The organism is Desmonostoc vinosum (assembly GCF_059505385.1).
Genome location: NZ_JCACKM010000205.1, coordinates 1 through 23,875, shown reverse-complemented (window position 1 = coordinate 23,875; position 23,875 = coordinate 1). Strand labels below are relative to the sequence as shown.

The window sequence follows — 23,875 nt, the reverse complement described above, 5'->3', positions numbered from 1 at the left end:
GTTCTCGTCTTCTTCCGCATTACAAAACTTAATTACGAATTACGAATTACGTTAGCGTTAGCGAAGCTGTAGCGAGTCCTCGATAGCGTTAGCGTTAGCGGTAGCGAGGTACGAGCGTCAGCGTAAAGCCTGCGGCATAGCTTCGCTTAGAGCGACACAGGAGCGTCGCGTCATTACGAATTATTCTCAGGTGTTGTTTCAACAGTAGGCGTAGGAGTTGCTGTTGGCGTGGGTGTACTAGTAGTTTCCGTTGGTGTTGGTGATGGTGTACTAGTCTCTGTTGGTGTTGGTGTTGGTGATGGTGGGGTAGGAGTTTCGACTGTCATGCTGAGTTGATAATCTAGTGTTTTTGGTGCTGTAGACACAACAACAAACTCATAAAAACCGTTTTCTGGTAATTTTGTTGATAAACTACGTTGCTTAGAATCTTCTAAAAATGTAACTTTGCCGGAAGGCGAATAAACTGATAATAAAACTTGAGAATTTGCTTCTAGCTGCAAATCTAAAGATTGCTCTTTGGTGAGTTCGGCAATGAAAACTTTACCACCACCTGGTTTGAGAGTACCACTAACTGTTTCATTCGTCGCATCAGGATCAAAAACAAGTTTCTGGAAAGCACTACCAGCAAGGATGGCGCTGAGTTTGTCGCTGACAAATCCATACCAAACTTGCCCTATAGGCTGATTTGCAAAATCTTTACCGCGCTGCTCAGGAAATACACTTAAAAAAGCAGCATCACCTAAATCAAATAAAGAACGGCTACCAACGTTAATCTTGTTGACTTCCACTTTCCAGCGATCGCGTTCGGCTGCTGTGTAAGTTCCTAGTTGCCTACGCGCTTTAGCACTCAGTATTGAAAGTTTCTCTAACAATTGGGCTGCTGTTTTATCCCACTCCGCCCGCAAACTCTCGTCCTCTGTACCATCGCTGAGTGTACGCCCTCGCAAACTCGGATTTCTCTCCCAGAAAACTTGATTGACTAAACTGATGTAGAAGTTAGAGTCAACGCCCAACTGTTGACGGCGATCGCTTAATCTTTCTTTACGTTGCCGTTCTTGTGGTGAATATTTCGCTAAGGGATCGGTTGGCTGGCTACTAGTCGGGGTAGGGGTGGCTGTGGGGGTGGGGTTGATTTCTCCTGAGTGGCGGCTGTTATTGACTCCCCACAAAGCTAATCCAGCAGTACTCGTTAGTACTAGTGCTATTAAGAAAGTTTTGGCTGGTGTCCAAAAGGGGGGTGTGGTTCGACTTTGCTCACCAACCGGGGGTGTGGTACGACTTCGCTCACCAACCGGGGGTGTGGTACGACTTCGCTCACCAACTGGGGTGGGGGAGAGGGCGACGGTGTTAGATGTGGGATTTTGGGGGGGGTGTTGAGTTGCGGGATAGCTGACGGGGGAGGGGTTGAGGGCTGCTTGGACTTGACGGACTGATTGATAGCGATCGCCTGGCCTCGCAGAGAGCATTTTATCTAATACCTGCCCCAAAGTCGAACTCAAGTTGACTTCCCGCCGCCATTGCCAAGTTAGAGTGCGAGTATCAATCAACTCATGAGGTTGTTTTCCTGTCAGTAAAACTACTATAGTGACTGCCAAAGCATACAAATCGCTATGAGGAGACACCACCCCCGTTTGCATCTGTTCTGGAGGGGCAAATCCCACTTTACCTAAGAGAGTTGCTGGTGGAGTATGTGCAACTTCACCCGGTTGATAATACTGAGAGGCAACAGTAGCGACTACTTGTTTAACACCACCAAAGTCAATTAACACTGGTAGTTGATCGACATTGCGAAGAATTAAGTTATCTGGAGAGATATCTCGATGAATTACGCCCAGAGAGTGAATATAATCAAGAACTGGTAAAATTTGCTGTAAGAGTTGGCGTGCTTCTGCTTCTGTAAACCGTAAACCCTGCTGTAGGCGAGTATTTAATAAAGAATTATAAGTTTGCCCTTCTACATAATCTTGTACTAAAAATAAATATTCTTTACCTTCTATATTGATGCGTAACAGTTCGCGAAACCGGGGAATTTGGGGATGTTGTAGCTTATATAATACACTCGCTTCCCGCTGAAACAATTCCTCTGCTTTTTGCACAACATAAGGAGTTTGCACTTGAGGAGAAAACTCCTTTAAAACGCAAAGTTCGCGGAAACGATTAATATCTTCTGCTAGATAAGTTCGTCCGAATCCTCCTTGACCAAGTTGACGTATAATTGCATAGCGATCGCCTAAAGTTTGCCCTGGTTGGATACCATGTTTCATAGACATCTCTAATAAGTTTTCACCACACTGGAAACAAAATCGACTACCAGGAGAATTTTCGTGTCCTTTAGAGCAATATAATTTGGTCATTTGTTATTGGTCGTTGGTCATTGGTCATTTGTTATTGGTCATTAGTCATTGGTCATTTGTTATTGGTCATTAGTCATTGATTATTCTCCGCGTCCCCGCGTCCCCCTCATCTCCTGGTTGGTGAGCGGAGTCGAACCACATCTCCCTCATCTACTCTGCGCTTTACTGACTTGATCAGCAGCTAAAGCGTACCAAATTTGTCCGAAAGTCTGCTGGTTTAGTTTCTCACGTTGTTGATCGGGGAACAAGCTAGCAAATTTTTCATTGGTGTCTTTGTTGAGTTGACTAATTGTATAGTTCCCCAACTGTCCTGCTCTTGCTTGCTTTCGCCAAGTATTGTAATCTTGTTGACGAAAAGTTCCTAATTTCTGACGAGCTTCTGTACTGATATTAGCTTGTTCTATTTTATTTAAAAAATCTCCAGCAATACCATACCATTCATTGCGTAAAGCTTCATCTTCTGAGCTGGATGTAAGGCTGCGTCCCTGGAGTTCTGGCTTTTTAGCATAAAACAAGCTATCTATCACACGGGTAAAAAATCCTTCAGGAATCTCTAATTGTTGGCGACGGCTTAAAATTTGTCGAGGACTATTACCTGTTCCTTCGTTGCTATCTGGTTTATTGGTGGATTTTGGTAAGGATGGGAGTTTTGGTAACGAAATCGATGGTACTGAAATTGATGATACGCTGCGAATCACAGAATTGACGATCGCCCAAGTACCAACACCAGTTAAAATCACCAAAGCTGTTCCCCCAAAACTGACAGCGAAAGGGCGAAACCAAGTAGGTAGATGTACTTTTTGAACAAGTGCTTGTGTTTGGCTGTGGAATCTACTGATGAAGTTATTACCACTTTTTTGTTTTGGGGCAGCTACCATCGTTTTTAGTTTGGTAATATAAACGGGGGGTATGGTGGAACCTAAAGGTGGTAAATCTTTAAGGATTTGCTCAGCTCCTTGGTAGCGATCGTTCGGTTTATAAGCCAACATCTTTTTTAATACAGATTCTAGTCTGGGGCTAACATTAATTTCCTTTCCCCAATACCAAACCCCTTGATAGCTATCGTATAATTTTTGCGGTTCTCTACCTGTGAATAATACCAATGCTGTCACAGCCAGAGAGTAGAAATCGCTATTAAAATATACTACACCTTGCCTCAGTTGTTCTTCTGGAGCGTAACCTTTTTTACCTAACAAAGTATGATTAATTGCCAACTTGGTAAACCAGAAACCTTGAGAAGCTGGCAATTGCTTAACACCACCAAAATCAATCAGCACTGGCAAATTATCAGAACGCCGCCAAATTATGTTATCTGGCGAGATATCCCGGTGAACAACACCCAACGAATGAATGTAGGACAACACGGGTAAAATCTGTTTGAATAGGGTGATAATTTCCTCTTCGGTAAAAGTCTTACCTTGTTCGTGACGCTGTTCCAATAATTGGTAAAAATTATCACCTTCTATATAGTCTTGTATTAGAAAGAAAAAATCTTTATTACCTATTTTCGATTGCAGCGAAGCGTGAAAACGAGGAATTTGCAAATGCTGTAGTCTTTTTAAAACACTTGCTTCTCGCTCAAACAACTCTTTAGCTTTTTTTAAATCCTGCTGTTCTTGTACTTGGGGTGCAAATTCCTTCAGTACGCATATTTGATCAGAATTATTTATATCTTTTGCTAAGTAAGTGCGTCCAAAGCCACCTTGCCCCAGTTGACGCACAATTTGATAGCGATTATCCACAACCTGTCCAACAGCAAGAGACAATGGTTCACCACAGTGGGTGCAAAAACGATTGCTACCATTATTTGCGTGTTGTTTACTGCAATAGACATGCATAATGCTGAAGGATGAATTAGGTTTTATGAGTGGCTACAACGAGGATATCCCCGTTTGCGGATATTTCCCTAGAATCTAATCCTACCAAACGGTTGGGGGGATGCACTTCGACTTCGCTCAGTAACCGGGCACTTCGACTTCGCTCAGTAACCGGGGGATGTGGGAGAAATTTTCTCCGCGTCCCCGCGTCCCCGCGTCCCCGTGTCCCCGTGTCCCCGTGTCCCCATTCCCCATTCCCCATTCCCCATTCCCCATTCCCCATTCCCCACCAAGGAATAATCACTGGGGACGAAAAACAAGGTAAGCTATGTGAATAAAGTTAACAATTATTTACATTTTCTCCAAAATTTATCTAGACGGTACTTATACTTACCTTCATTGCTTGTCTTGTGTTTCTTCACTTGGCGGTAAGCTACGTAATCGATTCATCTGAGTTAGAGCATATCGTGCTGTTGCTTGCACATCAGCATCGGGGTCTTCCAATGCATGGCGTAACATCTGACTCATTTGTCCCATCATGTCATAAACACGAGTCAGGTCACGGATCGCATTTTGCCGTACTTGTGGACTCTCATCTTGCATGGAAATTGCTAACGCCCGATTCATTGGCTTGAGTGTGCGGACACCAATCTCTGCCAAAGCTGCCAAAATCAAGCTAACTTGTTGAGAATCTGCATCAATCATCAGGTCAACCAATGGTTGAATTGCTCGTGAGTCTCCTTGCTGACCCAAATCCCAAATAGCTTTACGTCGCTTGATGGAGTCAGAACTGCGTAAGTCTTTAATCAATTCATCAACAATATTAAGTTTAGTTAGACGAGAAGTTTTTTCTGGTGATAGTAGTTGTGTAGAGACAGGTGGTAAGCTAGCTGGAGATATTGTATTTTCATGTAAATTCGGTGATGGCGCAGGTGGTAAGCTAGCTGGAGATATTTTATTTTCACGCAAATTTGGTGTAGTGTCTGACTGCTGCGACAACGGCGTCAACGAGTTTTGGTGAGCATCACTGAAAGCTTCTGAATCGACGGTTTTGGTTTTTTGCACCTTTTTAACTTGGCCCAACCATCTCATTAGATAAATGAGTGCGCCAGTACTTCCTAAAATCCCAATACTAAGTAATGACCACCAGACGAAACCCCGCCTGGTTGACTTAGGCTGGACGTTTGATTGAGGTGTAGTCAGAGGTGTACTAGTAGGGGTGAAAATAGGAGCAGGTACAAACTGATTTTTTATCTCTGAAACTGCCTGCAAACTTCTGACAGTTGCTAAATCAGCGATACCATCGACTCTTTTTAAACCCTGTGCTTTTTGAAATTTAATCACAGCAGTTTGCGTACTCAGACCGTACCTTCCATCCACTGCACCACTATAGTATTTCAATTTTTTTAATCGAGTTTGCAGCATTCGCACACCCGAACCTCTGTTACCGAGTTTCAGAACAGTACGCTTAACAGGACTCACAGCCCTAGCTTGTGCAAGTTGTGTAGGTGTAGAGTTTGGTGTGGTTGCAGTTACACGATTTGGATAAAAACTCAAGCAAGACAAGCAGGTAAATATGAGAATTGAAGAATTGCATAGCCTCATAAGGGGAATTCGTAATAACGCTCGTTCGCGTAGCGTCTTCGACAGAAAAAAACTCGCTAACGCTACGCTGTTTTCATGCCCGAAGGGCTGTACGTAATTCGTAATTCGTAATTGGAAATGGGGAACTCGGGGCCCCCACGTTAGCGAAGCGGGGCGAAGCCCAGTGGGGATTAGGAGCATGGGGAATTGGTTATTATTTATTCCTTCCCTGCTCCCCCTGCCTCCCCTGCTTCCCCTGCTCCTCATCTCCCTCATCCCCCTCATCTCCCTCATCTTCACCTAGCCTCTAATCCCTCACCCCTACTTCTGGTTCAGATTCTCTCACAGATAAGGTCATGGTGTTTAGCTTCTTGGTGGATGCCTCTAAGACTGGTTGCTGTGTGTTGATTTTTTCATCCACAATATTAATCTTATTTTGCCCAGCAAGGCGATCGCGTTGATTAATTAGATAGATACTAACTAAAGTTAGGCATACTCCCACCCACTGGATATGACTGAGAACTTCTGAGAGTAAGAGGTTGCCAAATAACAGAGCAAATACTGGTGTGAGAAAGGTGAGGGAACTTAAGCTAGTCAAACTGCCACTAGAGGCAAAATAGAAAAATAATCCGTAGGCGATCGCACTGCCAAATACTGTAGCGTAAGCTAAAGCTGTCCAATCATATACTCCAAGATTCTGCCACTGCTGAGATTCTACAACCGATGAAATTCCCCATAATGGTAGTCCACCGATAATCATGTGCCATCCAGTAGCTGTTATCGGATCAGCATACCGACAGACAAATCGAATCAATACAGTTCCTACAGCCATCGACAAGGCTGCTAGCAACATCAACCATTCACCACTACTAAATAGCTGTTGCCAATTACCAAGGGTAATATTCGCGCCTGAGTCAAGAATATGAAAAATCCACTCATCCGGTAAACCAATTAGACTAATGCCTGTGACTCCCAATCCTAACCCCAGCCATCCCCAAAGACCAATGCGTTCCTGAAATAGCCACAACGATAGCAAAGCCACAGCCAAAGGTTGAGAATCAATCATTACAGATCCCAATCCGGCGCTAGTTCTCACTAACCCCTCTGCCAAAAAGCCTTGAAATAGTGTCCCATCAACTAGGGCAAATAAGACAATCCACAACCATGCACCCCAGCCTCTTGGCTGGGGTTTGCCCATGAATACTGCTGCAATCAGAATCAATACCCCAGCCGGTATAAGACGTACTCCCGCCATGAATAGTGGCGTGGTATGGGGTATCACTCCTTTCATAGCTACCATCGCTGTACCCCATAAGAAAAAGGGAGCGATTAATAGTAGAGGAGCGAAGGGAAGTCGAGATTCACTAAATTTCAGCTGCATGAGTTTGCTGATGCCTTTGTTTAACAAACGCAAAGATTGCTTTACCTAATTTTACCTAATCATGTCTTTTTGTGAAGGAAAGAATACTCAGTTTCAATAAAAGCGATCGCGTTCCTTAATCCTGTGGGGCTTGCCAGTTGGGATTGATCAGGCTTGTCAAAACATGATCTTCCCATTTTCCATTAATCAATAAATAGTCTCTAGCATATCCATCGACGACAAAACCGAGCCTTTTAAGTACATTACCGCTGCGTCGGTTATGAGGCATATAATTTGCCATGATGCGATGCATATTTAATTCTTGAAATAAATACTCAGTTGCTACATTTAGGGCTTCTGTCATATAACCTTTACCTTGTTTCGCTTCGGCAAGGCTATATCCTAAATAACAAAAATGAGCCGCGCCTCGGACAATGTTGTTAAAGTTGACAACTCCGATAATTTCAATTGGTTTTCTTTTGGTAAAAATAAATAATTTTAAGGATTGATCGTGAATAAATTCAAGAAAATTGTTTTCCAGTTGATACTGCCAATACTCTTCAGTGAAAAAACCATCAGACCAAGTAGGATAAAACGGAGTCAGATATGCTTTGTTATCAGTGAAGTATTTGAGAATTTGGGGTATATCTTCTTGGATCGCTACTCTTAATAACAGGCGATCGCTGGCGATTATTGGCAGTTCTGATTTCATCCAAACCTCCCAGGAGACTCCCACTTACCCTGCTAGGCTGCAATTTTCTGTTAATTACGAATTACGAATTACGAATTATTTAAAAATGGTGAGGATATTATAGCAGGGATTGGGAACTTGTACTGAGCGAAGTCGAAGTGCAGTCCCCAGTCCCCACTACCCAGACACAAGAACCGAATCTAACTGATGGGTTTGCAAGTAACGATAGAGACGATTGAGGGCGTTGATATGGGCATAAGCTGCGGCTACTACAATATCAGTGTCGGATGCTTGACCGGAAAATGTGTGTTCTTGATGTCCTAAGCGAATTGTCACGGTTCCCAGCGCATCAATGCCGCCAGTCACAGATTGTACAGAAAACTCTATCAGTTGATTGGGAATCTGCACTAGACGATTGATTGCTTGATACACTGCATCCACTGGCCCTGTACCCACAGTTGCATCCGTAAGAATTCTGCCATCAGGTGTGACAATTGTGATGGTTGCAGTTGGACAAGTGCAGTCACCACAAATTACCTGTACATGTTCTAGTTGAAAGCCGCTTTCTACTTGAATTTGTGTTTCATCCCGGACGATCGCCTCTAAATCCCAGTCGGATATTTCTTTTTTCTTATCGGCGACTTCCTTGAATCGGTTAAAGGCTTTATTCAAGTCTGTTTCATTCAACTCAAACCCCAGTTCTTTAAGCCTGGTACGGAAAGCGTTACGCCCAGAGTGCTTACCTAAAACAATCCGATTTTCTGGCAAACCGATCGCCGCCGCTTCCATGATTTCGTAGGTTTGACGGTGCTTAATAATACCGTCTTGATGGATTCCCGATTCATGGGCGAAAGCGTTTGCCCCGACAATGGCTTTGTTGGGTTGAATCAGTATCCCTGTGAGTTGAGAAACTAAGGATGAAGTTTTGTAAATCTCTGGAGTTTTGATGTTGGTTAGAGGTGCATCAGAATCAACCGCACGACCAAAGTAAGGATTGAAATAGGGTTGACGCACCTGCAAAGCCATGACAATCTCTTCTAAGGCTGCATTCCCGGCTCGTTCACCAATGCCATTAATCGTACACTCCACCTGACGCACCCCGTTTTCTATGGCTGCGAGGGCGTTAGCTGTTGCCAAACCCAAATCGTTTTGGGTGTGAATTGAAAGGATGACTTGATGAATATTCGGAACATGTTGCTGAATTCCCTGAATTAAATTTCCCATTTCTTTGGGTGTGCAATAACCAACAGTGTCGGGAATATTGATGGTGGTTGCACCGGCTCTGATCGCACCTTCGAGTACTTGATAGAGAAACTCCCGATCAGTGCGACTAGCATCCATCGGTGAGAATTCAACATCATCTACAAAGGATTTAGCATAGGCAACCATTTCTTGAGCGATCGCCAGGACTTCTCTACGGGATTTTTTCAACTGATACTGGAGGTGAATATCAGAGGTAGAAATCATTGTATGGATTCTCGGACGAGCCGCAGGTTTCAAGGCTTCGGCGGCAACTTGAATGTCTTGGCGAACAGCTCTTGCTAAACTGCAAATAATCGGCCCGCCCAGAATCCCAACTTGCTCTGCAATGCTTTGAACAGCTTGAAAATCTCCAGGACTAGCAACGGCAAATCCAGCTTCAATCACATCAACCCCAAGTAGAGAAAGTTGATGAGCGATCGCTAGTTTCTCTTGTACATTGAGAGTTGCGCCTGGTGACTGTTCGCCATCACGTAGGGTGGTGTCGAAGATAATAACTCGGTCTGGTTGAGATGCGATGCTCATAACTATCTCACGTTGTATGAATGGGATTGTTTAACTAGATTACTTTGGATATTGTATACAATATCCACAAAATTGTATACAATATAAAATATGAATTTAAATGATTTAGCAGCTAACGTACTGCAACAACAACGCAGTACCCCAGATTTAATTGCCGATGCTTTGCGGGAGGCGATTCTGCGGGGTATATTCCAGGAGGGACAATCCCTAAGACAGGATGAAATCGCTACGCAGTTTGGAGTCAGTCGCATTCCTGTACGCGAGGCACTCAAGCAGCTAGAAGCAGAAGGATTAGTTACACTGCATCTCAATCGCGGTGCGATGGTATCGGTGCTGACAGCTAAAGAGGCGCAAGAAATCTGTGAGATTCGCAGCGCTTTGGAAGTAAAAGCGATGGAGTTGGCAATTCTCAACTTCAGCCAATCAAACTTAGAAAAAGCGGCAGTAATTCTGGAAGCAACAGACCAAGCAACCGATGCAGGTCAGTTGGCCAACCTCAACTGGGAATTTCATGCCACACTCTACACAAGCGCCGACCGTCCACGACTGCTGACGATGATTAAAAATTTGCACGTTAATATAGACCGTTATGTTAGGGTGCAAATGACGCAGATGGATTATCAAGAGCGATCGCAAAAAGAACACTATCAAATTTTGGATGCCTGTCAAAAGCGAGATACCAAAACTGCTATTAGGTTACTCAAACGACATATTGACACCGCAGGAGAACAGTTAGTTGCATACTTACAGCAAAAAGCTCAGAGCTGATCCGTAAACAAAAGCTTTCGTCTTGTCTTCAATCAGCAACTAATTGGTTGAGGGCAGGGCAGGAAGAGCGCGAGTCACTGCCTTCATGGTCTCATCGTTCACCTCTTGATCGCCAATCCGAAGTTTTTTTAAAAGCTGATGTGAATGGATTTTACTTCATATTCTGAAAGATATTAGAAATATCTTTCTATTAACTTTCGCTTGCTAGCAAAATACTCTTGTATTGTAAAAATAATACTTATGAACCAAAAAATATTTAGGAACCGCAGAATCTACTTTTGTAGATTCTGTTGATATGTCCAAATGCCTATTTATTCAAAACGGAAGTTTTAACAAAGGAGACGGTGCAGATGAACGATGAGCTAACCCCTTCAAACCCAGAACAGACGGATGCCTTATTATCTGACTTACTACAAGAGGTTCAGAAATGGGAGGGAACTCTCGCTGGTGGTACAAAACTAAGTATTGGGGCGGAAGCTGTTGACAGTCTGTTTAAAACAAAAGTCAGTTTTGGCAATCCTCAAGATAAGTTAATTCGCCTCACAGAGGAGACATTTAAAAATAGCGGCATAGAACTGATTGACATTTACAAGCAGCAGATGCGCGACCAGTTAGACTTTTATTACATGACTCATACCGTAGATTTACGACCTGAGCGAGGCGCTCAGTTTCGGCGGTTAACCTGCGAGCTAGATTTTGGGCCGAAAGGAAGCAAAGAGCCAATTATTCAAAGCCTATTCCCATCCGATAAATGGCGCTCAGTAATGAGTTTTGGTGTAGGGATGGATGTGGGCTTGGGTGGTGACTTGGAATGGAGTTTAGGAATCGATAGCTCCCAGTTGGCTCAATTGTTACCATCGATTCCTGATAATCTGAAAGCAAGCTTGTCAACTAAGGATAATTTCAAGGCTTTTCTAGCCGTCCCAGCTTACAGTTATCAACTTGGTTATTCAGAAATTATCACTAACGGCGAAGGTAACTCTCTGTGTTACTGGCGTATTAATGATGACAATTTACAACGAATTGGGACAGCAAAATTTGCAATTGTCTTTAAAGTGCCCAAGGGGAATGATTCGATAACTGTGCGGGGTACGGTATGGGCTGAACCGAAGATGAACTGGTTAACTTCTACTTTAGAAGATGTAGCTGCTGCCTTGTCGGAGCGTTTTCAGAGATTATTGGGACAAGGGGATGGTGCTGCAAGCCAATTCGCCCGTGGTGATGCCGAATTCTGGACTTTAACACTTCCGAAATAAACCTAATTCACATCATTAAAATGTATGTATTGCTACGGCAAAGGCAGAAGCTAGTTCTGATATGAATAAAAGTTATTATACTTATCGCATCCGTGTAGCTAATGTTGAGCGCGTGCAGGTAGAAAAGTGGGACGCTCAACACAAGCTTTTGGGAGAACCTTCTGGTGTCTTTCGTTACAAAGATAACTTAGAAGAAATTAACTCCCTGATTAATACAGCACGAAATGGCGAAATCAAAAACTCCAAGCAAGCGCGTCTGGTTGGAGAAGTGCTATTTAATACTTTATTTGACGATACGTTGCGTCAAGACTTTGTAAATTTTCATTTCCAGGTTGTACAGCAAGAAAGCCAACTGTTGCGAGTCGAACTAGACATTGATGAGCAAAGGATGGCAGAAATCGCCGCACTGCCTTGGGAATTCATGTGCTTACCTGGGAGTGCAAACTTGGGTGAAATTTGGATAAGTACACATCCAAACTTGGTCTTTTCTCGCCGACGCGCCCAATGGCATCCAGCTCCACCAATTCAGCTAGAACAGGGAGAAAAGTTAAGGATTGCATTGGCGATCGCAGCCCCAAAGGATTTAGGTACAGTTGAGTATGAAACAGTAAAATCAGTACTGGAAGACTTAGCTCAGGAGCAATCTGAACGTATTGAGTTATTGCCAATTGTCAATCCAGCCACTCCTAACGCTATTGATGCTTTGTTAGAAAAACAGCCCCATATTTTCCACTTTATCGGTCATGGTCGTTTGCAAGATGAGGATGGTGAAGAAGTTGGACAAATTGCTTTAGTAAAAAAAGTATTTAACACAGCATCATGGATAGATGCTGGAGGTTTTGCTGAGTTACTAAATCGACATCGCCCAGGTATTGTATTGTTGCAAGCTTGTGAAAGTGGAATGTCTTCTGCATCACAAGCTTTTGTAAGTGTAGCCTCGAAAATTGTGCAGCAGAATATACCTGTAGTCGTGGCGATGCAGTACGAAGTATCTAATTTAACGGCAAGTCAATTTGCTTACGAATTCTACAAGAGATTAGCCCAAGATAACCCGGTAGATATTGCCGCGCAAAATGCACGCCGTACAATTGCACTCGATACGCAGCATGGCAAGCGCGATTTTGCTACCCCTGTTATCTTCATGCGCGTGCATGATGGGTATTTATTTAAACGTAAAGTTGTGAAAGATGAGTCGCAAGGTAATAAGGTTTCAAGTTCTAGCCAACAGACTGCTGCAACAGGTACTACATCCCAAGTGGGTAAGGATAACGTCAATATTGGCGAAGGGAAAGATATACATATAGGCGATAATTGTACACTTATTCAACTACTGGCTAAAGACAGTAATTTTGGCAATCGTTCTCAAGAATCCTTTAAAGATTTAGATTTTTCTAGTATTCCTCAAGAAAGTATTCAACAAGCATATCAAGATGCTTTGCCTCCCGATGCTGGTGTGTGGAATTTAGAGGCAAATAATATTACACAAATATTACAGGAACTTGAGGGATTCAGAAGATTATTTGAATTTTTTAATCGGTTAAGTCAAGATGAAAAAGTTCCTCAAGCAATTCGTAATAAACTGAGTATCGTTGCTGAAGAAATAGCATCAAAAAAGCATCCAGAGGAAAATAAAGATAAATACTCAACAGATTTTTTTTCTAACAAAGAAGGACAGCATGAATCCTATTTAATCGCTACCATTGAGCGCTGTGATGATAATCAGCAATTTTTACTGAATGCTTGGTTAATTATTGATGACTCAGTACCAGGAAACGACATATCTAAATTTATATCATTACTTGATAGAGACGAACAACAACTAGAAACATTATGTAAATTTGATGACATAGAAAAACAACTGAACAAATTTCTGAAGACAAGCCTCAGACATCTTAGAGGTAAACAATATCAGCTAATTATTGAGGTATTTTTACCCAGTGATTTAATTGGTACAGAGGTAGATCGCTGGAAAATTTCTGACCCGATAATAGAGGAGATAACTTTGGGGATTAAGTATCCAATTCGACTGCGATCGCTAGAACGTTTGAATCTTAATTATTTAGATTCTTATTTATCTGATTGGTATAAGTATTGGGACAGAGTTAAAGATGTTTTACACAATGAAGTGGTTCAAGAATCATTTGCACATCTAGAAGAAATGGAGAATTTTAATTGGAAATTATTAAGAAATAGTTTACAAGACAAAATAGGACTGAAGGTAACTTGCGCTCCTCCCAAAGCCAAAACCAAGGATTTATTTAATGCCATCTTAACCGCAACAACACCGATTGCAATTTGGACAAGACGTGATATTCATAATTGCGATCAGGTGAGGGAAATAGATAAAATTTTAAGCTTTAAACCATTATGTGATTTGTGTGAATCAGTTAGACAAGCTAGAAAAGAAGCTGATGCTCAGACGGAAGAGCATTTAGGTTTTCATTTAGCCCTACTTTGGGAAAATCCTCATCGTCTTACACCTAATGTCATGCTGCAATTAACAACACCGGGACAATAACAGGGAGTTTAAATTAAAAAAATGACAGATTGGAAAATCTTTCAAGGTAATAGTGAACCACACGATAATATTAATCAACTTCCTCCGCCCCCTAGTTGGCGTAAATTTCTGGGTGTAGATGATGAATTAGTAAATGAAATTGAGCAACGATGGCAAAAATTTTCTGAGGTTTTAGAGGAGGATACAAGGAATAAGCAAAGGGGTAAAAGTTTCCGCATCCACACCGATAAAAGTAATGATAAAAATACTGTTATTAATATGGTCAATGCAGCTTTGTATTTAAGACGACCTTTGTTAGTAACAGGAAAACCGGGAACAGGTAAAACTTCTTTAGCTTATGCTGTGGCTTATGAACTAAAATTAGGGGCGGTGTTACCTTGGTATATTACTGCTCGTTCCACCTTACAGGAAGGATTATATCGTTATGATGCGATCGCCCGTCTGCAAGATGTACAGATGGGTGATAAAAGTAAAGATATTGGTCGTTACATTCAACTTGGCCCACTAGGTACAGCCCTTCTTCCTTCCCGTCGTCCTCGTGTGTTGCTGATTGATGAAATAGACAAAAGTGATATTAATTTACCTAATGATTTACTCAATTTGTTTGAAGAAGGAGAATTTGAAATTCCAGAATTAGCGCGGATTTCTAAAGAAGCGAATCAGGTAGAAGTTCGCACCTATGATGGGATAGATGTTCCCATTAAAGCAGGTCGAGTGCGCTGTCAAAATTTCCCTTTTATTCTGTTAACCAACAACGGTGAGCGAGATTTTCCACCAGCATTTCTGAGGCGTTGTTTAAGGTTAAATATGCCTTATGAACCTGATGCAACCGCTTTGAAGGAAATTGTAAAGGCACATTTAGGCAGTGATGTGATAACGAAAGATGAGGTAAAAATAAATCAATTAATTGAAAAATTCAGAACATTGCGAGAAAGTGGGGATATAGCAACAGATCAACTGCTGAATGCCATTTATATAGTCACTCGTGAGTTTAAACCGCAACCAGCAGAAGAAAAAGACCTGATTGAAGTATTGCTGAAATACTTAACCAGTGCGGAGGACAGATGATTGACCAGTTAATTACTGCATTGAGTAAAGAAGTAGAAATGTCAGCCAAAGAAATTGCTGATACGATTTGGCTAGCACTACAAATGCAGGAATTTCAAGCTGAATTAGTCTTACTCCTGCCAACAGAAGACGAGAAGGAAATTAACAAAGAGGGAGGTCAGCCAAATCAGGAAATATTGCCAGAACCCAAGCCAGAAATTTCCAAGTTAAAAGAAACACCAAATCAGTCACTAGAAGAACAAAAAGCAGGTATTTATCCTCGAAATGAGCAAGCAAATTCCAAATCATCATCCTCAGATTTATCCTTTAAAGTCCCTGATGCTCCTTCTTTGCGTGAGCCTTTAACCTTAGCACGAGCGTTAAAGCCCTTAATGCGTCGTGTTCCTTCTGGGAGGGAATTAGTCTTAGATGAAGCCGCTACCATTCAAAGAATTGCGGATGAAGGGCTTTGGATACCTGTACTTAGACCCATAGTAGAACCTTGGTTAGATTTAGAGTTAGTGGTTGATGAAGCCATCTCCATGCAAATTTGGAGACATACCATTAGGGAATTAGAACGACTGCTGAAAAACTATGGAATTTTCCGAGATGTGAGGGTTTGGGGACTAATTACAGATGGAAATGAACAAGTGCAGATTCGTCGGGGTATTGGTACAGCAGCTAAAAATCAAACTCTCCGTAGTCCCAAGGAATTAATTGACCCTAATGGTCGGCGTTTGGTGTTGGTAGTCAGTGATTGTGTATCATCTCTCTGGCGCAATGGAGGGGTTACACCTGTATTAGAACTCTGGGCAAAACAAGGGTCAATGGCAATTGTCCAAATGCTTCCTAAGTGGCTGTGGAAAAGAACTGCTTTAGGTAGAGCCTCAGAAGTACGGTTGCAGGGGTTGACTCCGGGAGTGTGTAACCAGAAATTAATTGCCAAGGAAGTGTCATTCTGGGATGAACTTGATGAGGAAACGGGGGTTAAAGTTCCTGTATTTACCTTAGAACAAGATAAGGTCGCTACTTGGGCGCAAATGTTGTCGGGTAAGGGCAATATTTGGACACTGGGATATGTGTTTAAGTTAAATGCAACTCCTGTTGATAAGGAAAGTAGTTTATTTAATCTTACTCATAGTGATTTGAGTGCAGAACAGCGTGTACAGGCTTTTCGGGTGACAGCTTCACCAATGGCACGAAAATTGGCAGGATTATTAGCTTCTGCACCTGTGATTAGTTTGCCAATTGTGCGATTGATTCGGGAAACACTGTTAGACAAATCTCAACAAGTTCATGTGGCTGAGGTATTTTTAGGTGGATTATTAAAACCATTATCTGAAATTAATACAGATATCAATCCTGATTATGTTCAGTACGAATTTCTAGAGGGAGTACGGGAGTTATTAGTTGATTCTGTTCCTTCCCAGTATGTTTTGAATATAGTAGATAAGGTATCAAACTATATAGCGAAAAAAGCAGGTTTATCGCTAGAGGACTTTGCTGCTGTTTTAAAGAATCCGCCACAAGTTAGGGATAGTGAAATTGTTGAAGAAATACAATATTTTGCAACGGTTACGGCTAATATATTAAGATGCTTAGGTGGGAAGTATGCAAAAGTTGCTGAAAATTTAGAAAAATGTAATGTAACGACAAGCGATAGAAGTGCTGATGATGCTATTCTCATGCAACTGCCATCTGATAAAACGTCAGCAAAGGAAGCCCGTACTCTAGCTATTTCTGCTCTGCAATACTTGGCAGAAGAACCTGATTTAAAAGATGAGACAGTTTACCAAATTATCGATACAGCTATAAATAACTTAAATGACCTTGATGCCACTGGTTCTAAGCCAAAAACACCGATGGATGAGGCATTTTGTGCAGTAATGCAATCTCGTTTTGGACAGCTATGTCGAAATCGATTGCTGCAAAATTACGTTCAAGCTAGTAATTCCCATCGAAATAGAATTGGTCTTCTCCTAAGTTTAACAACAGAGGAGACTAATATTACTTCAGAAAACGCTGTTCAGATATTAAACCCTCTCGTTGAAAAGCTAACTGCTAGTATTTCTGTTGAAGAACGTGTTGACGCAGCAATTCATTTGATCGAAGCCTTCTTTCGTTTACAGACTAATAAAGCTGACGCAAAAATAAATTGTTTATCTGACTCATTTCTGCGTGAAACGGTTAGTGCATTGTTCACGGCTGCGGAAGAAGAGATGAATAACTACGCAGTATCAACCGCAGCTACATGGGCGCTCGCATGGTTGACTAACGCAATGACTGGCAGTTATTCCACAACTTACACTTTGACTGAAGCCGAACTCAAACGCTTACAGCAAATAGCCATGAACAAGAAGCGGGATGCTTTTGCCCGAAGCAGGGCTGCTCTTGTTCTGAGTATCTGCGCCCCTGAAAAAACTGTATTTGCCCAAGCAGACTGGCTTGATGAATGGGCACTTGTGGCAGATGGAGCCAAGTCTCACAAACAGTTACCTGTAGTAGAAACTATTGATCGTCCGCTAGATATTGATGTTCTGCAAGATCTAATCTCTTCACCTTTGCCAACACAGGCTAAACGTAACGTAGCTATCGCTCTGGGTCGATTAGGGTGTTTCGTTCCTGAAATGATAGAACCACTTTTACAAATTTTCCAAGATGATACATTGTATAAGGAAGCACGCGATGAGGCACTAGTATATTTAGCATTAACAGGTGGACATCAAGTTACCTCCGCACTCATGTTGGGAGTAAACCGTCCAAGGGATGACGCTGATCAATATAATTTTGCTATGCGTTGCTTTCTAGCACTTATCAGTATGAGCGATATAGATACACTAAAAAACCAGATTAGTCTCGGTATGGGCGAGCAGACAGAGATTAGTGCATACGCTTATACATTAGCCGGGATTGCAAGTTCAGAGGGACGAAAAGTTTTAGAGTCCATAAAGAATCATGAAAAAGAGCAGGTTCAGAATGCTGTAGCTAATGCCTTGTCAAAATCAATCCAATGGGATTCGCCAAAAGCGCAACCAGATAAGAAAAGTACCTCTAGTAAAAATGACTCTACTTATTATGTAGATCAAGTAATTTCAAGTAGAGGTCACTTAATTCATAAGCTCAAAGCTAAAGATAGCACAGGAAGATGGGCATATTACTTTGTTCTCATAAGAGATGATGTCGAACCAGCTTTTATGGAAGCACTAAAATCAACTGAAAGTATTGATTTAGAAGATTATGGAAGGGTTATCGCTTCTAACTATGGAGAGGAACCTAATGAAAATATAAAAAACTTGCTAAAAGAAAAGTATGGTTTCGATGTTTAAAATACTTTGTTCCACCTTTCCTGCTTCTTGATCTGTCAAAACATCATGTCCCAAACTACGTAATAATTCCACAACTGGAAACGGAAATTGCTCGTCTGCGTAAAATCGTGCTATCGACTAGGCTACCTCATTACGCTTAATTGCCAATTCGATTTCATCAAGATGAGTGCTTGTTATTCAACTTTTTTCTGTTTAACATAATTACGGAAGTCATCTATTGTGAGTTGATTGAGCCATTGATGACGTTCTTTAGTATAGTCACCATAACCTACTTCTAACTGCTGTAAAAACCTTAGCGTTCCTGCTACTCCTAACGCATCAATAAGAGCTTGATATCCTTGTTGCCTAATTTCCTTCAGTTTCATTGTTTTCTTCCTCTGTTTGCAAAACATTCATTAACCAAATGGTAGGGTTTTCGACTTCTATGTTCAAAATACTTGGAAACTTTTTTGCTTTCCGAAGCAGTCGGTCGTCAGTCGTTAAAAATACATCAGCATCTCCAGCTTCTGCAAAAGCCAAATGTAACGCATCGTGAAATTTAAAACTCAACTTCATTAACTCTTCTGCTCTCAAATCAATATTTTCAGTTGATTGAATATAAATATTGGCTAAATTTAGTATCAATTTGACCTGTTGTTGTTTAAATGAGTCTGAATGTAGACTAACCTCAAATTCAATAATATCGCTATTCATCAATATCCACTTGCCATCTTCGCAATTTTGAATAATTTCTGTTACTGCTTCAGCCTCCATACGCATCCGAAATTGTTCTAAATTGTCTAAAGTTTGATTCAGACAACAAACATCGAGATAAATTTTAGTCATGTTGTATTTTGACTGGAAACTGTAAAGTAGCTATGTGCGCGTAAAATCCAAAATTTACTTATTCTGACTGGGCAAAAGTGCTACAACAGTAAAATGATATAGCTGCTTTACTTTAATTACAATTCTATTGGTTACAGGTATTCAATGACACATACGCAGCAGATCCAAGAAACTCTGCATCGAGTTGAAATTGGACAGCAAACTGATGAGGATATAAAATTTTTACGTCAGCTACTTCTGGCAGGCGATCGCCAAATTGTATCGCAACTAGGCAAATACAACGTCAACATTGGTGAAGGGAAAGAGATACATATAGGCGGATGGCATTTATCAACAGTGAAATGAATAAGCGATCCAAGATTTAGTTAAAGCGATCAAAAAGTAAGTTGAGAATGTGTAGCTAATTTAACTGAGGATTTTGATGACTAAAGATATGCGACGCGAATTTACTAACCGTGATGAGTTAATCACTTACCTCCGCGAACAATTTCCAAATGCGGTGAAACGAGATGACCACATTAGCGAAACTGTCGGAGGACGCAAAGCTGCACACAAAGCACTGCAACAAATTGACCCAGTGCGCTATGCACAATCACGTAACTTTTTCACAGGTGCTGTGACGCGACTTTCGCCTTACATCCGTTATGGCGTTTTAAGCTTGCGAGAAATCCGAGAATTTGTGCTTGACCGTGTACAACATCAAGACGAAGCAACAAAACTAATTAATGAGTTAAGCTGGCGCGATTATTGGCAGCGGTTGTATTTGAAGCTAGGGAATGATATCTGGAAAGACCAAGAAGAATACAAAACTGGTTACAGCGGGAGTGAATATGCACCCGAATTGTCAGCAGATATCCGCCAAGGAACTACAGGCAGAGTTTGCATCGACAGTTTCAGCCGTGACTTGCGAGAAACTGGCTATCTACATAACCATGCACGCATGTGGTTAGCAGCATACATTATTCATTGGCGACGCATTCGTTGGCAAGCTGGAGCTAAATGGTTTCTTGAACATCTTCTAGATGGCGACCCAGCTAGTAATAATATGTCATGGCAGTGGGTTGCTAGTACCTTCAGCCATAAACCTTATTTTTTCAATCGCGAGAATTTAGAACGCTACACCAAAAATATTTATTGTCAGCAATGTCGTCTTTATGGTCATTGTGATTTTGAGGGTAGTTATGAAGAGATAGAACAGCGACTTTTCCCCAAAGGAGAATTTAACAAACAACCCAACAGCCAAACTTGGCAGCGTGGTAAGAAAAGTAAAAAGTAGGTGTTACTAATGCTGATGAAAAATTGATCTAATTTGGGAACCCTAATGGATAAGATTAGATGCCTTGTTACTTATATTTTTCTTTCTCATAGGGTGAAAGCTTGTTATGAAACAAATAAAACTTAAAATTAATCATAAATTAGAGCAATTCTTAGAGCAAAAGATTATACCTCGCTTAGTATTTTGGATAGAATATTTAGAATCGAAAATTAGACGATACAAGCATTTAGAAATTAAAGAGAAATTAAAGTTTTGCGGTTCAGGTGTTCGGTTTAAAAGAGATATTAAAATTGAACATCCACAAAATATATCTCTTGGCAATAAAGTTTATATTGGAACAGATGTTTTATTAGATGGTCGTGGTGGTATCACAATTGGTGACAATACTACAATTGGATTTAATGTTGTCGTCCTCTCTGCAAACCATGACTATCAAAGTAACGATTTGCCCTACGAACATAACGTTTACATTCATAAACCTGTGAATATTGGTCGCAATGTTTGGATTGGTGGCAATGTTTTAATTGTCCCAGGAGTAACTATTGGAGACGGGGCAATTGTGGCAGCAGGTACGGTTGTAACTGCTAATATTGAAGCTTTAGCAATTGTTGGTAATCAACCAATGAGAATAATTAAATACCGCGATCGCGAACATTATCAACAGCTAGCTCAAAAACAAGAATAATTAACAAGTTCCGTAGATTTAAGTCCCCCGATTCTCTAATCGGCAAGTTTTATGTTGGAGTGAAATCCCCATTACAAAACTTAATTACGAATTACGAATTACGAATTATTTAATACTCTCCTAAAGCAGCCTGAGAAATTTGTTCAACAGTCAAGTTTAGTTCTGGAAAAGTAGCTGATTGAATGCGGTCATTTCCCCGAAACTGAGTAATTTGATACTCACCTTCAACTAAAACATAGACTGATATTGTAGGCTGTTTAGGATTTCCAATAAACCGCCTCCCACCAAAAGCAGCATAATCAACAATCCAATATTCTAAAATGCCAACTTCCTCATACTCACCAAATTTCAGGAAATAATCATCCCGCCAATTCGTGCTGATAACTTCCACTACTAATGGAATTGATTCTGCTTGAGTAACTGTTGATGATTTTTTCCAAAATGGTTCGTTAACCAAGTTAGGGAGATTCAACACCAATACATCTGGAATATACCCAGATTTCTGATCAACTGATTTGACTAATGCTTGACCAAGAATCGCATAAGCTCTCTTCAATCTGCGAATCTCAAAATTCAGTTCTCTAATCAAAAATGCTCTGACTAACTCATGTTCTCCTGTTGGCTGCGTTTTTATTATGACTCCTTTGTGTAATTCATATCGACCATTTTCTGGTTTCCATTCGATGAATTCTTCAAATTTTATCGGTTCTACTAAAGGTTGAAACATAATGCTGTTTCCTTCAATACCTAAATTAGGATTCCAGCTTACTATAGTGGTCTGTCTTATTAATTTTGTAGGGTTCGTAGTAAGGACTTTAGTGCTTTCCTATTAAAGGACTAAAGTCCTTACTACAAACGCATTATTTTAGCTGAAACAGTCTACTAGTATTGCTTAGACTAGCACAGGCGTATTAGCACGCTTTACTTGAGGCGTTGCAATCATCCGCATCCCTGTTGGTGTGGCTAGAGTTAAACCCCGACGTACAGGACGCACAGGACGCTTGTTAGTTAACGATATTTGAAAATCTGCCAGAATAGTCGCCAAAACAACTTTCATTTCATATTGAGCAAATGCCATGCCAATACAGCGACGACTACCGCCACCAAAAGGCAAATATTCGTATGGGGAAAATTGTCTTGCTAAAAAGCGTTCTGGTTTGAATTGTTTGGGCTGTGGGTAAACTTCTTCTCGATGGTGGGCTAAATAAATACTGGGAATAATTAACGTTCCTTCTGGTAATTGATAACCCCCAATTTCAATAGGAGTTTTGACAACTCGCACGAAAGCAGTCATGGCAATTGGATAAATCCGCAAAGTTTCTTGACAAACTGCTGTTAAGTAGGGCAATTTAGCAATGCTACTCAAATCTGGATTGACATCAAGGGTAGCAAGTTCTTGTAGTAACTGCTCACGCACTTCAGGTAAATAATCAATCCAATAAAAAGCCCATGTCAATGCTGAAGCAGTAGTTTCATGTCCTGCAACGAGCAGTGTCATTAATTCATCGTGTAATTCTGCATCTGACATTGGTTGCCCATCATCATAACGAGCAGCCATCATCAAACTGAGGATATCTTGACGATTTTGGTAAGATTCAGCCCGACGTTCTCGAATTAAAGTATAAATTAATTTCTCCACTACTTGGCGTTGTCGCAAAAGCCTAGCCCAAGGACTCCATTCACCCAAGCTGCGTTGCATGAACCGTAAGAAGAAAGCGCTGGACATTATGGGTGAGCTGATAAAGTCTAGTAGAGAAGTTAGCGATCGCCTCAATTCTTCAAACAGCGGCCCTTCATCTAAACCAAACACAACCCGTAAGATAACACGCAAAGTAATCTCTTGCATCGACGCCCGGATATTAAAAGGCTTACCAATAGCCCATTCACTACTCACCTGTCTAGCAATTTCTCGGATATCCTCACCATAAGCCCGCATCCTTTCGCCATGAAAAGGAGGAGCTAAAAGTTGACGTTGACGCTGATGACGCTCACCATCCGCTAACATAAAAGAGCGATCGCCCAGCAAAAATTTTAGACCTGTATTTCCTCTACCAGACTCAAAGTGGCTAGAATCAGCAGTAAAAATCTGCTCAAGCGCTTGGGGCCGACTAAAATACACCATATGCGTGTCACCGCGTCCCCAAATCGTGAAAGTATCACCGTAAACTTTGGCAAAATCTTCTACATATTTCACTGGCTGAGCAATAAACTTAATCAGCCGTAGATAATATGGCATCTTAGGCCCATCAGGCAGATTGTAATTTGTTGTCATAGCTCGTAGAGTTGAGGGCATCTAATTCCTATTGTTAGCACGTCGCGTTGGGTTGGGGGTTGGGGGATGTGGTTCGACTTCGCTCACTAATCGGGGGATGAGGGGGATGAGGGAGATGAGGGAGATGAGGGAGAGGCGGGGACGTGGGGACGCGGGGACGCGGAGAATAATCAATTACAAATGACAAATGACAATTCCCCAATCCCCAGTCCCCAATCCCCAGTCCCCAATCCCCAATCCCCAGTCCCCAATCCCCAATCCCCAATCCCCAATCCCCAATCCCCAGTCCCCAGTCCCCAATCCCCAGTCCC

General features: G+C 41.4%; 20 protein-coding genes. 8 read left to right on the top strand and 12 right to left on the bottom strand.

From position 1 onward, the window contains the following. Positions 1 to 173: 173 nt before the first annotated feature. The 7 genes from AC5JMF_RS24640 to AC5JMF_RS24610 all read right to left on the bottom strand — a co-directional run bounded on the left by AC5JMF_RS24640 (position 174) and on the right by AC5JMF_RS24610 (position 9,591). A complete protein-coding gene (locus tag AC5JMF_RS24640; RefSeq protein WP_495798335.1) occupies positions 174 to 2,354 on the bottom strand; it encodes a protein kinase domain-containing protein in 2,181 nt (726 codons plus the stop codon). Positions 2,355 to 2,500: 146 nt separating this feature from the next. Continuing rightward, positions 2,501 to 4,192: a protein kinase domain-containing protein gene (locus AC5JMF_RS24635; protein WP_495798334.1), complete on the bottom strand. Its 1,692-nt coding sequence runs from the start codon at positions 4,190 to 4,192 to the stop codon at positions 2,501 to 2,503. Positions 4,193 to 4,208: 16 nt separating this feature from the next. Next, positions 4,209 to 4,433, bottom strand: a complete 225-nt coding sequence (locus AC5JMF_RS24630; protein ID WP_495798333.1) for a hypothetical protein — start codon at positions 4,431 to 4,433, stop codon at positions 4,209 to 4,211. 134 nt (positions 4,434 to 4,567) lie between these two features. Then, positions 4,568 to 5,776: a peptidoglycan-binding protein gene (locus AC5JMF_RS24625; RefSeq protein WP_495798332.1), complete on the bottom strand. Its 1,209-nt coding sequence runs from the start codon at positions 5,774 to 5,776 to the stop codon at positions 4,568 to 4,570. Positions 5,777 to 6,062: 286 nt separating this feature from the next. Continuing rightward, entirely contained in the window at positions 6,063 to 7,136 is a 1,074-nt protein-coding gene (locus AC5JMF_RS24620) for a DMT family transporter (protein WP_495798331.1), read from the bottom strand. Positions 7,137 to 7,251: 115 nt separating this feature from the next. Beyond that, a complete protein-coding gene (gene rimJ, locus AC5JMF_RS24615; protein ID WP_495798330.1) occupies positions 7,252 to 7,827 on the bottom strand; it encodes a ribosomal protein S5-alanine N-acetyltransferase in 576 nt (191 codons plus the stop codon). Between the two features lie 156 nt (positions 7,828 to 7,983). Further along, a complete protein-coding gene (locus tag AC5JMF_RS24610; RefSeq protein WP_495798329.1) occupies positions 7,984 to 9,591 on the bottom strand; it encodes a 2-isopropylmalate synthase in 1,608 nt (535 codons plus the stop codon). 90 nt (positions 9,592 to 9,681) lie between these two features. Here AC5JMF_RS24610 and AC5JMF_RS24605 point away from each other — a divergent pair, with 90 nt between their 5' ends. The 5 genes from AC5JMF_RS24605 (at position 9,682) to AC5JMF_RS24585 (ending at position 18,506) form a co-directional block, all read left to right on the top strand. Then, positions 9,682 to 10,359 carry a GntR family transcriptional regulator gene (locus AC5JMF_RS24605; RefSeq protein ID WP_495798328.1) on the top strand — a complete coding sequence of 226 codons (678 nt, stop codon included), beginning with the start codon at positions 9,682 to 9,684 and terminating at the stop codon, positions 10,357 to 10,359. A gap of 350 nt (positions 10,360 to 10,709) precedes the next feature. Continuing rightward, positions 10,710 to 11,615, top strand: a complete 906-nt coding sequence (locus tag AC5JMF_RS24600; protein WP_495798327.1) for a hypothetical protein — start codon at positions 10,710 to 10,712, stop codon at positions 11,613 to 11,615. Between the two features lie 61 nt (positions 11,616 to 11,676). After that, positions 11,677 to 14,133: a VMAP-C domain-containing protein gene (locus tag AC5JMF_RS24595; RefSeq protein ID WP_495798326.1), complete on the top strand. Its 2,457-nt coding sequence runs from the start codon at positions 11,677 to 11,679 to the stop codon at positions 14,131 to 14,133. A 21-nt stretch (positions 14,134 to 14,154) separates the two neighbouring features. Beyond that, positions 14,155 to 15,201 (top strand): AAA family ATPase, encoded by a 1,047-nt coding sequence (locus AC5JMF_RS24590; RefSeq protein WP_495798325.1) that lies wholly within the window; start codon positions 14,155 to 14,157, stop codon positions 15,199 to 15,201. Then, on the top strand, positions 15,198 to 18,506 hold the full coding sequence (locus AC5JMF_RS24585; RefSeq protein ID WP_495798324.1) for an SAV_2336 N-terminal domain-related protein: 3,309 nt from the start codon (positions 15,198 to 15,200) through the stop codon (positions 18,504 to 18,506). The genes AC5JMF_RS24590 and AC5JMF_RS24585 overlap by 4 nt, the downstream gene beginning before the upstream one ends. Here AC5JMF_RS24585 and AC5JMF_RS24580 read toward each other — a convergent pair. Genes AC5JMF_RS24580 through AC5JMF_RS24570 form a run of 3 tightly spaced genes read right to left on the bottom strand, consistent with a single transcriptional unit; the run spans position 18,477 to position 19,331 of the window. Next, a complete protein-coding gene (locus tag AC5JMF_RS24580) occupies positions 18,477 to 18,620 on the bottom strand; it encodes a DUF5615 family PIN-like protein (protein WP_495798421.1) in 144 nt (47 codons plus the stop codon). The genes AC5JMF_RS24585 and AC5JMF_RS24580 overlap by 30 nt on opposite strands. A gap of 59 nt (positions 18,621 to 18,679) precedes the next feature. Further along, on the bottom strand, positions 18,680 to 18,871 hold the full coding sequence (locus tag AC5JMF_RS24575) for a hypothetical protein (protein ID WP_102184839.1): 192 nt from the start codon (positions 18,869 to 18,871) through the stop codon (positions 18,680 to 18,682). After that, positions 18,852 to 19,331: a type II toxin-antitoxin system VapC family toxin gene (locus tag AC5JMF_RS24570; RefSeq protein ID WP_495798323.1), complete on the bottom strand. Its 480-nt coding sequence runs from the start codon at positions 19,329 to 19,331 to the stop codon at positions 18,852 to 18,854. The genes AC5JMF_RS24575 and AC5JMF_RS24570 overlap by 20 nt, the downstream gene beginning before the upstream one ends. 144 nt (positions 19,332 to 19,475) lie before the next feature. Between AC5JMF_RS24570 and AC5JMF_RS24565 the strand changes: the two genes are divergently transcribed. From AC5JMF_RS24565 to AC5JMF_RS24555, 3 genes are all read left to right on the top strand, one after another. Beyond that, complete coding sequence (locus tag AC5JMF_RS24565; RefSeq protein WP_495798322.1) at positions 19,476 to 19,676, top strand: hypothetical protein; 201 nt, start codon at positions 19,476 to 19,478, stop codon at positions 19,674 to 19,676. Between the two features lie 76 nt (positions 19,677 to 19,752). Then, complete coding sequence (locus tag AC5JMF_RS24560; protein WP_495798321.1) at positions 19,753 to 20,607, top strand: FAD-binding domain-containing protein; 855 nt, start codon at positions 19,753 to 19,755, stop codon at positions 20,605 to 20,607. A gap of 106 nt (positions 20,608 to 20,713) precedes the next feature. Further along, entirely contained in the window at positions 20,714 to 21,292 is a 579-nt protein-coding gene (locus AC5JMF_RS24555; protein ID WP_495798320.1) for an acyltransferase, read from the top strand. Between the two features lie 109 nt (positions 21,293 to 21,401). Here the strand turns inward: AC5JMF_RS24555 and AC5JMF_RS24550 are convergent, their stop codons facing one another. Then, positions 21,402 to 22,019 carry a Uma2 family endonuclease gene (locus tag AC5JMF_RS24550; protein WP_495798319.1) on the bottom strand — a complete coding sequence of 206 codons (618 nt, stop codon included), beginning with the start codon at positions 22,017 to 22,019 and terminating at the stop codon, positions 21,402 to 21,404. A 165-nt stretch (positions 22,020 to 22,184) separates the two neighbouring features. Continuing rightward, positions 22,185 to 23,564, bottom strand: coding sequence for a cytochrome P450 (locus AC5JMF_RS24545; protein WP_495798318.1), 1,380 nt, complete (start codon positions 23,562 to 23,564; stop codon positions 22,185 to 22,187). Positions 23,565 to 23,875 lie beyond the last annotated feature (311 nt).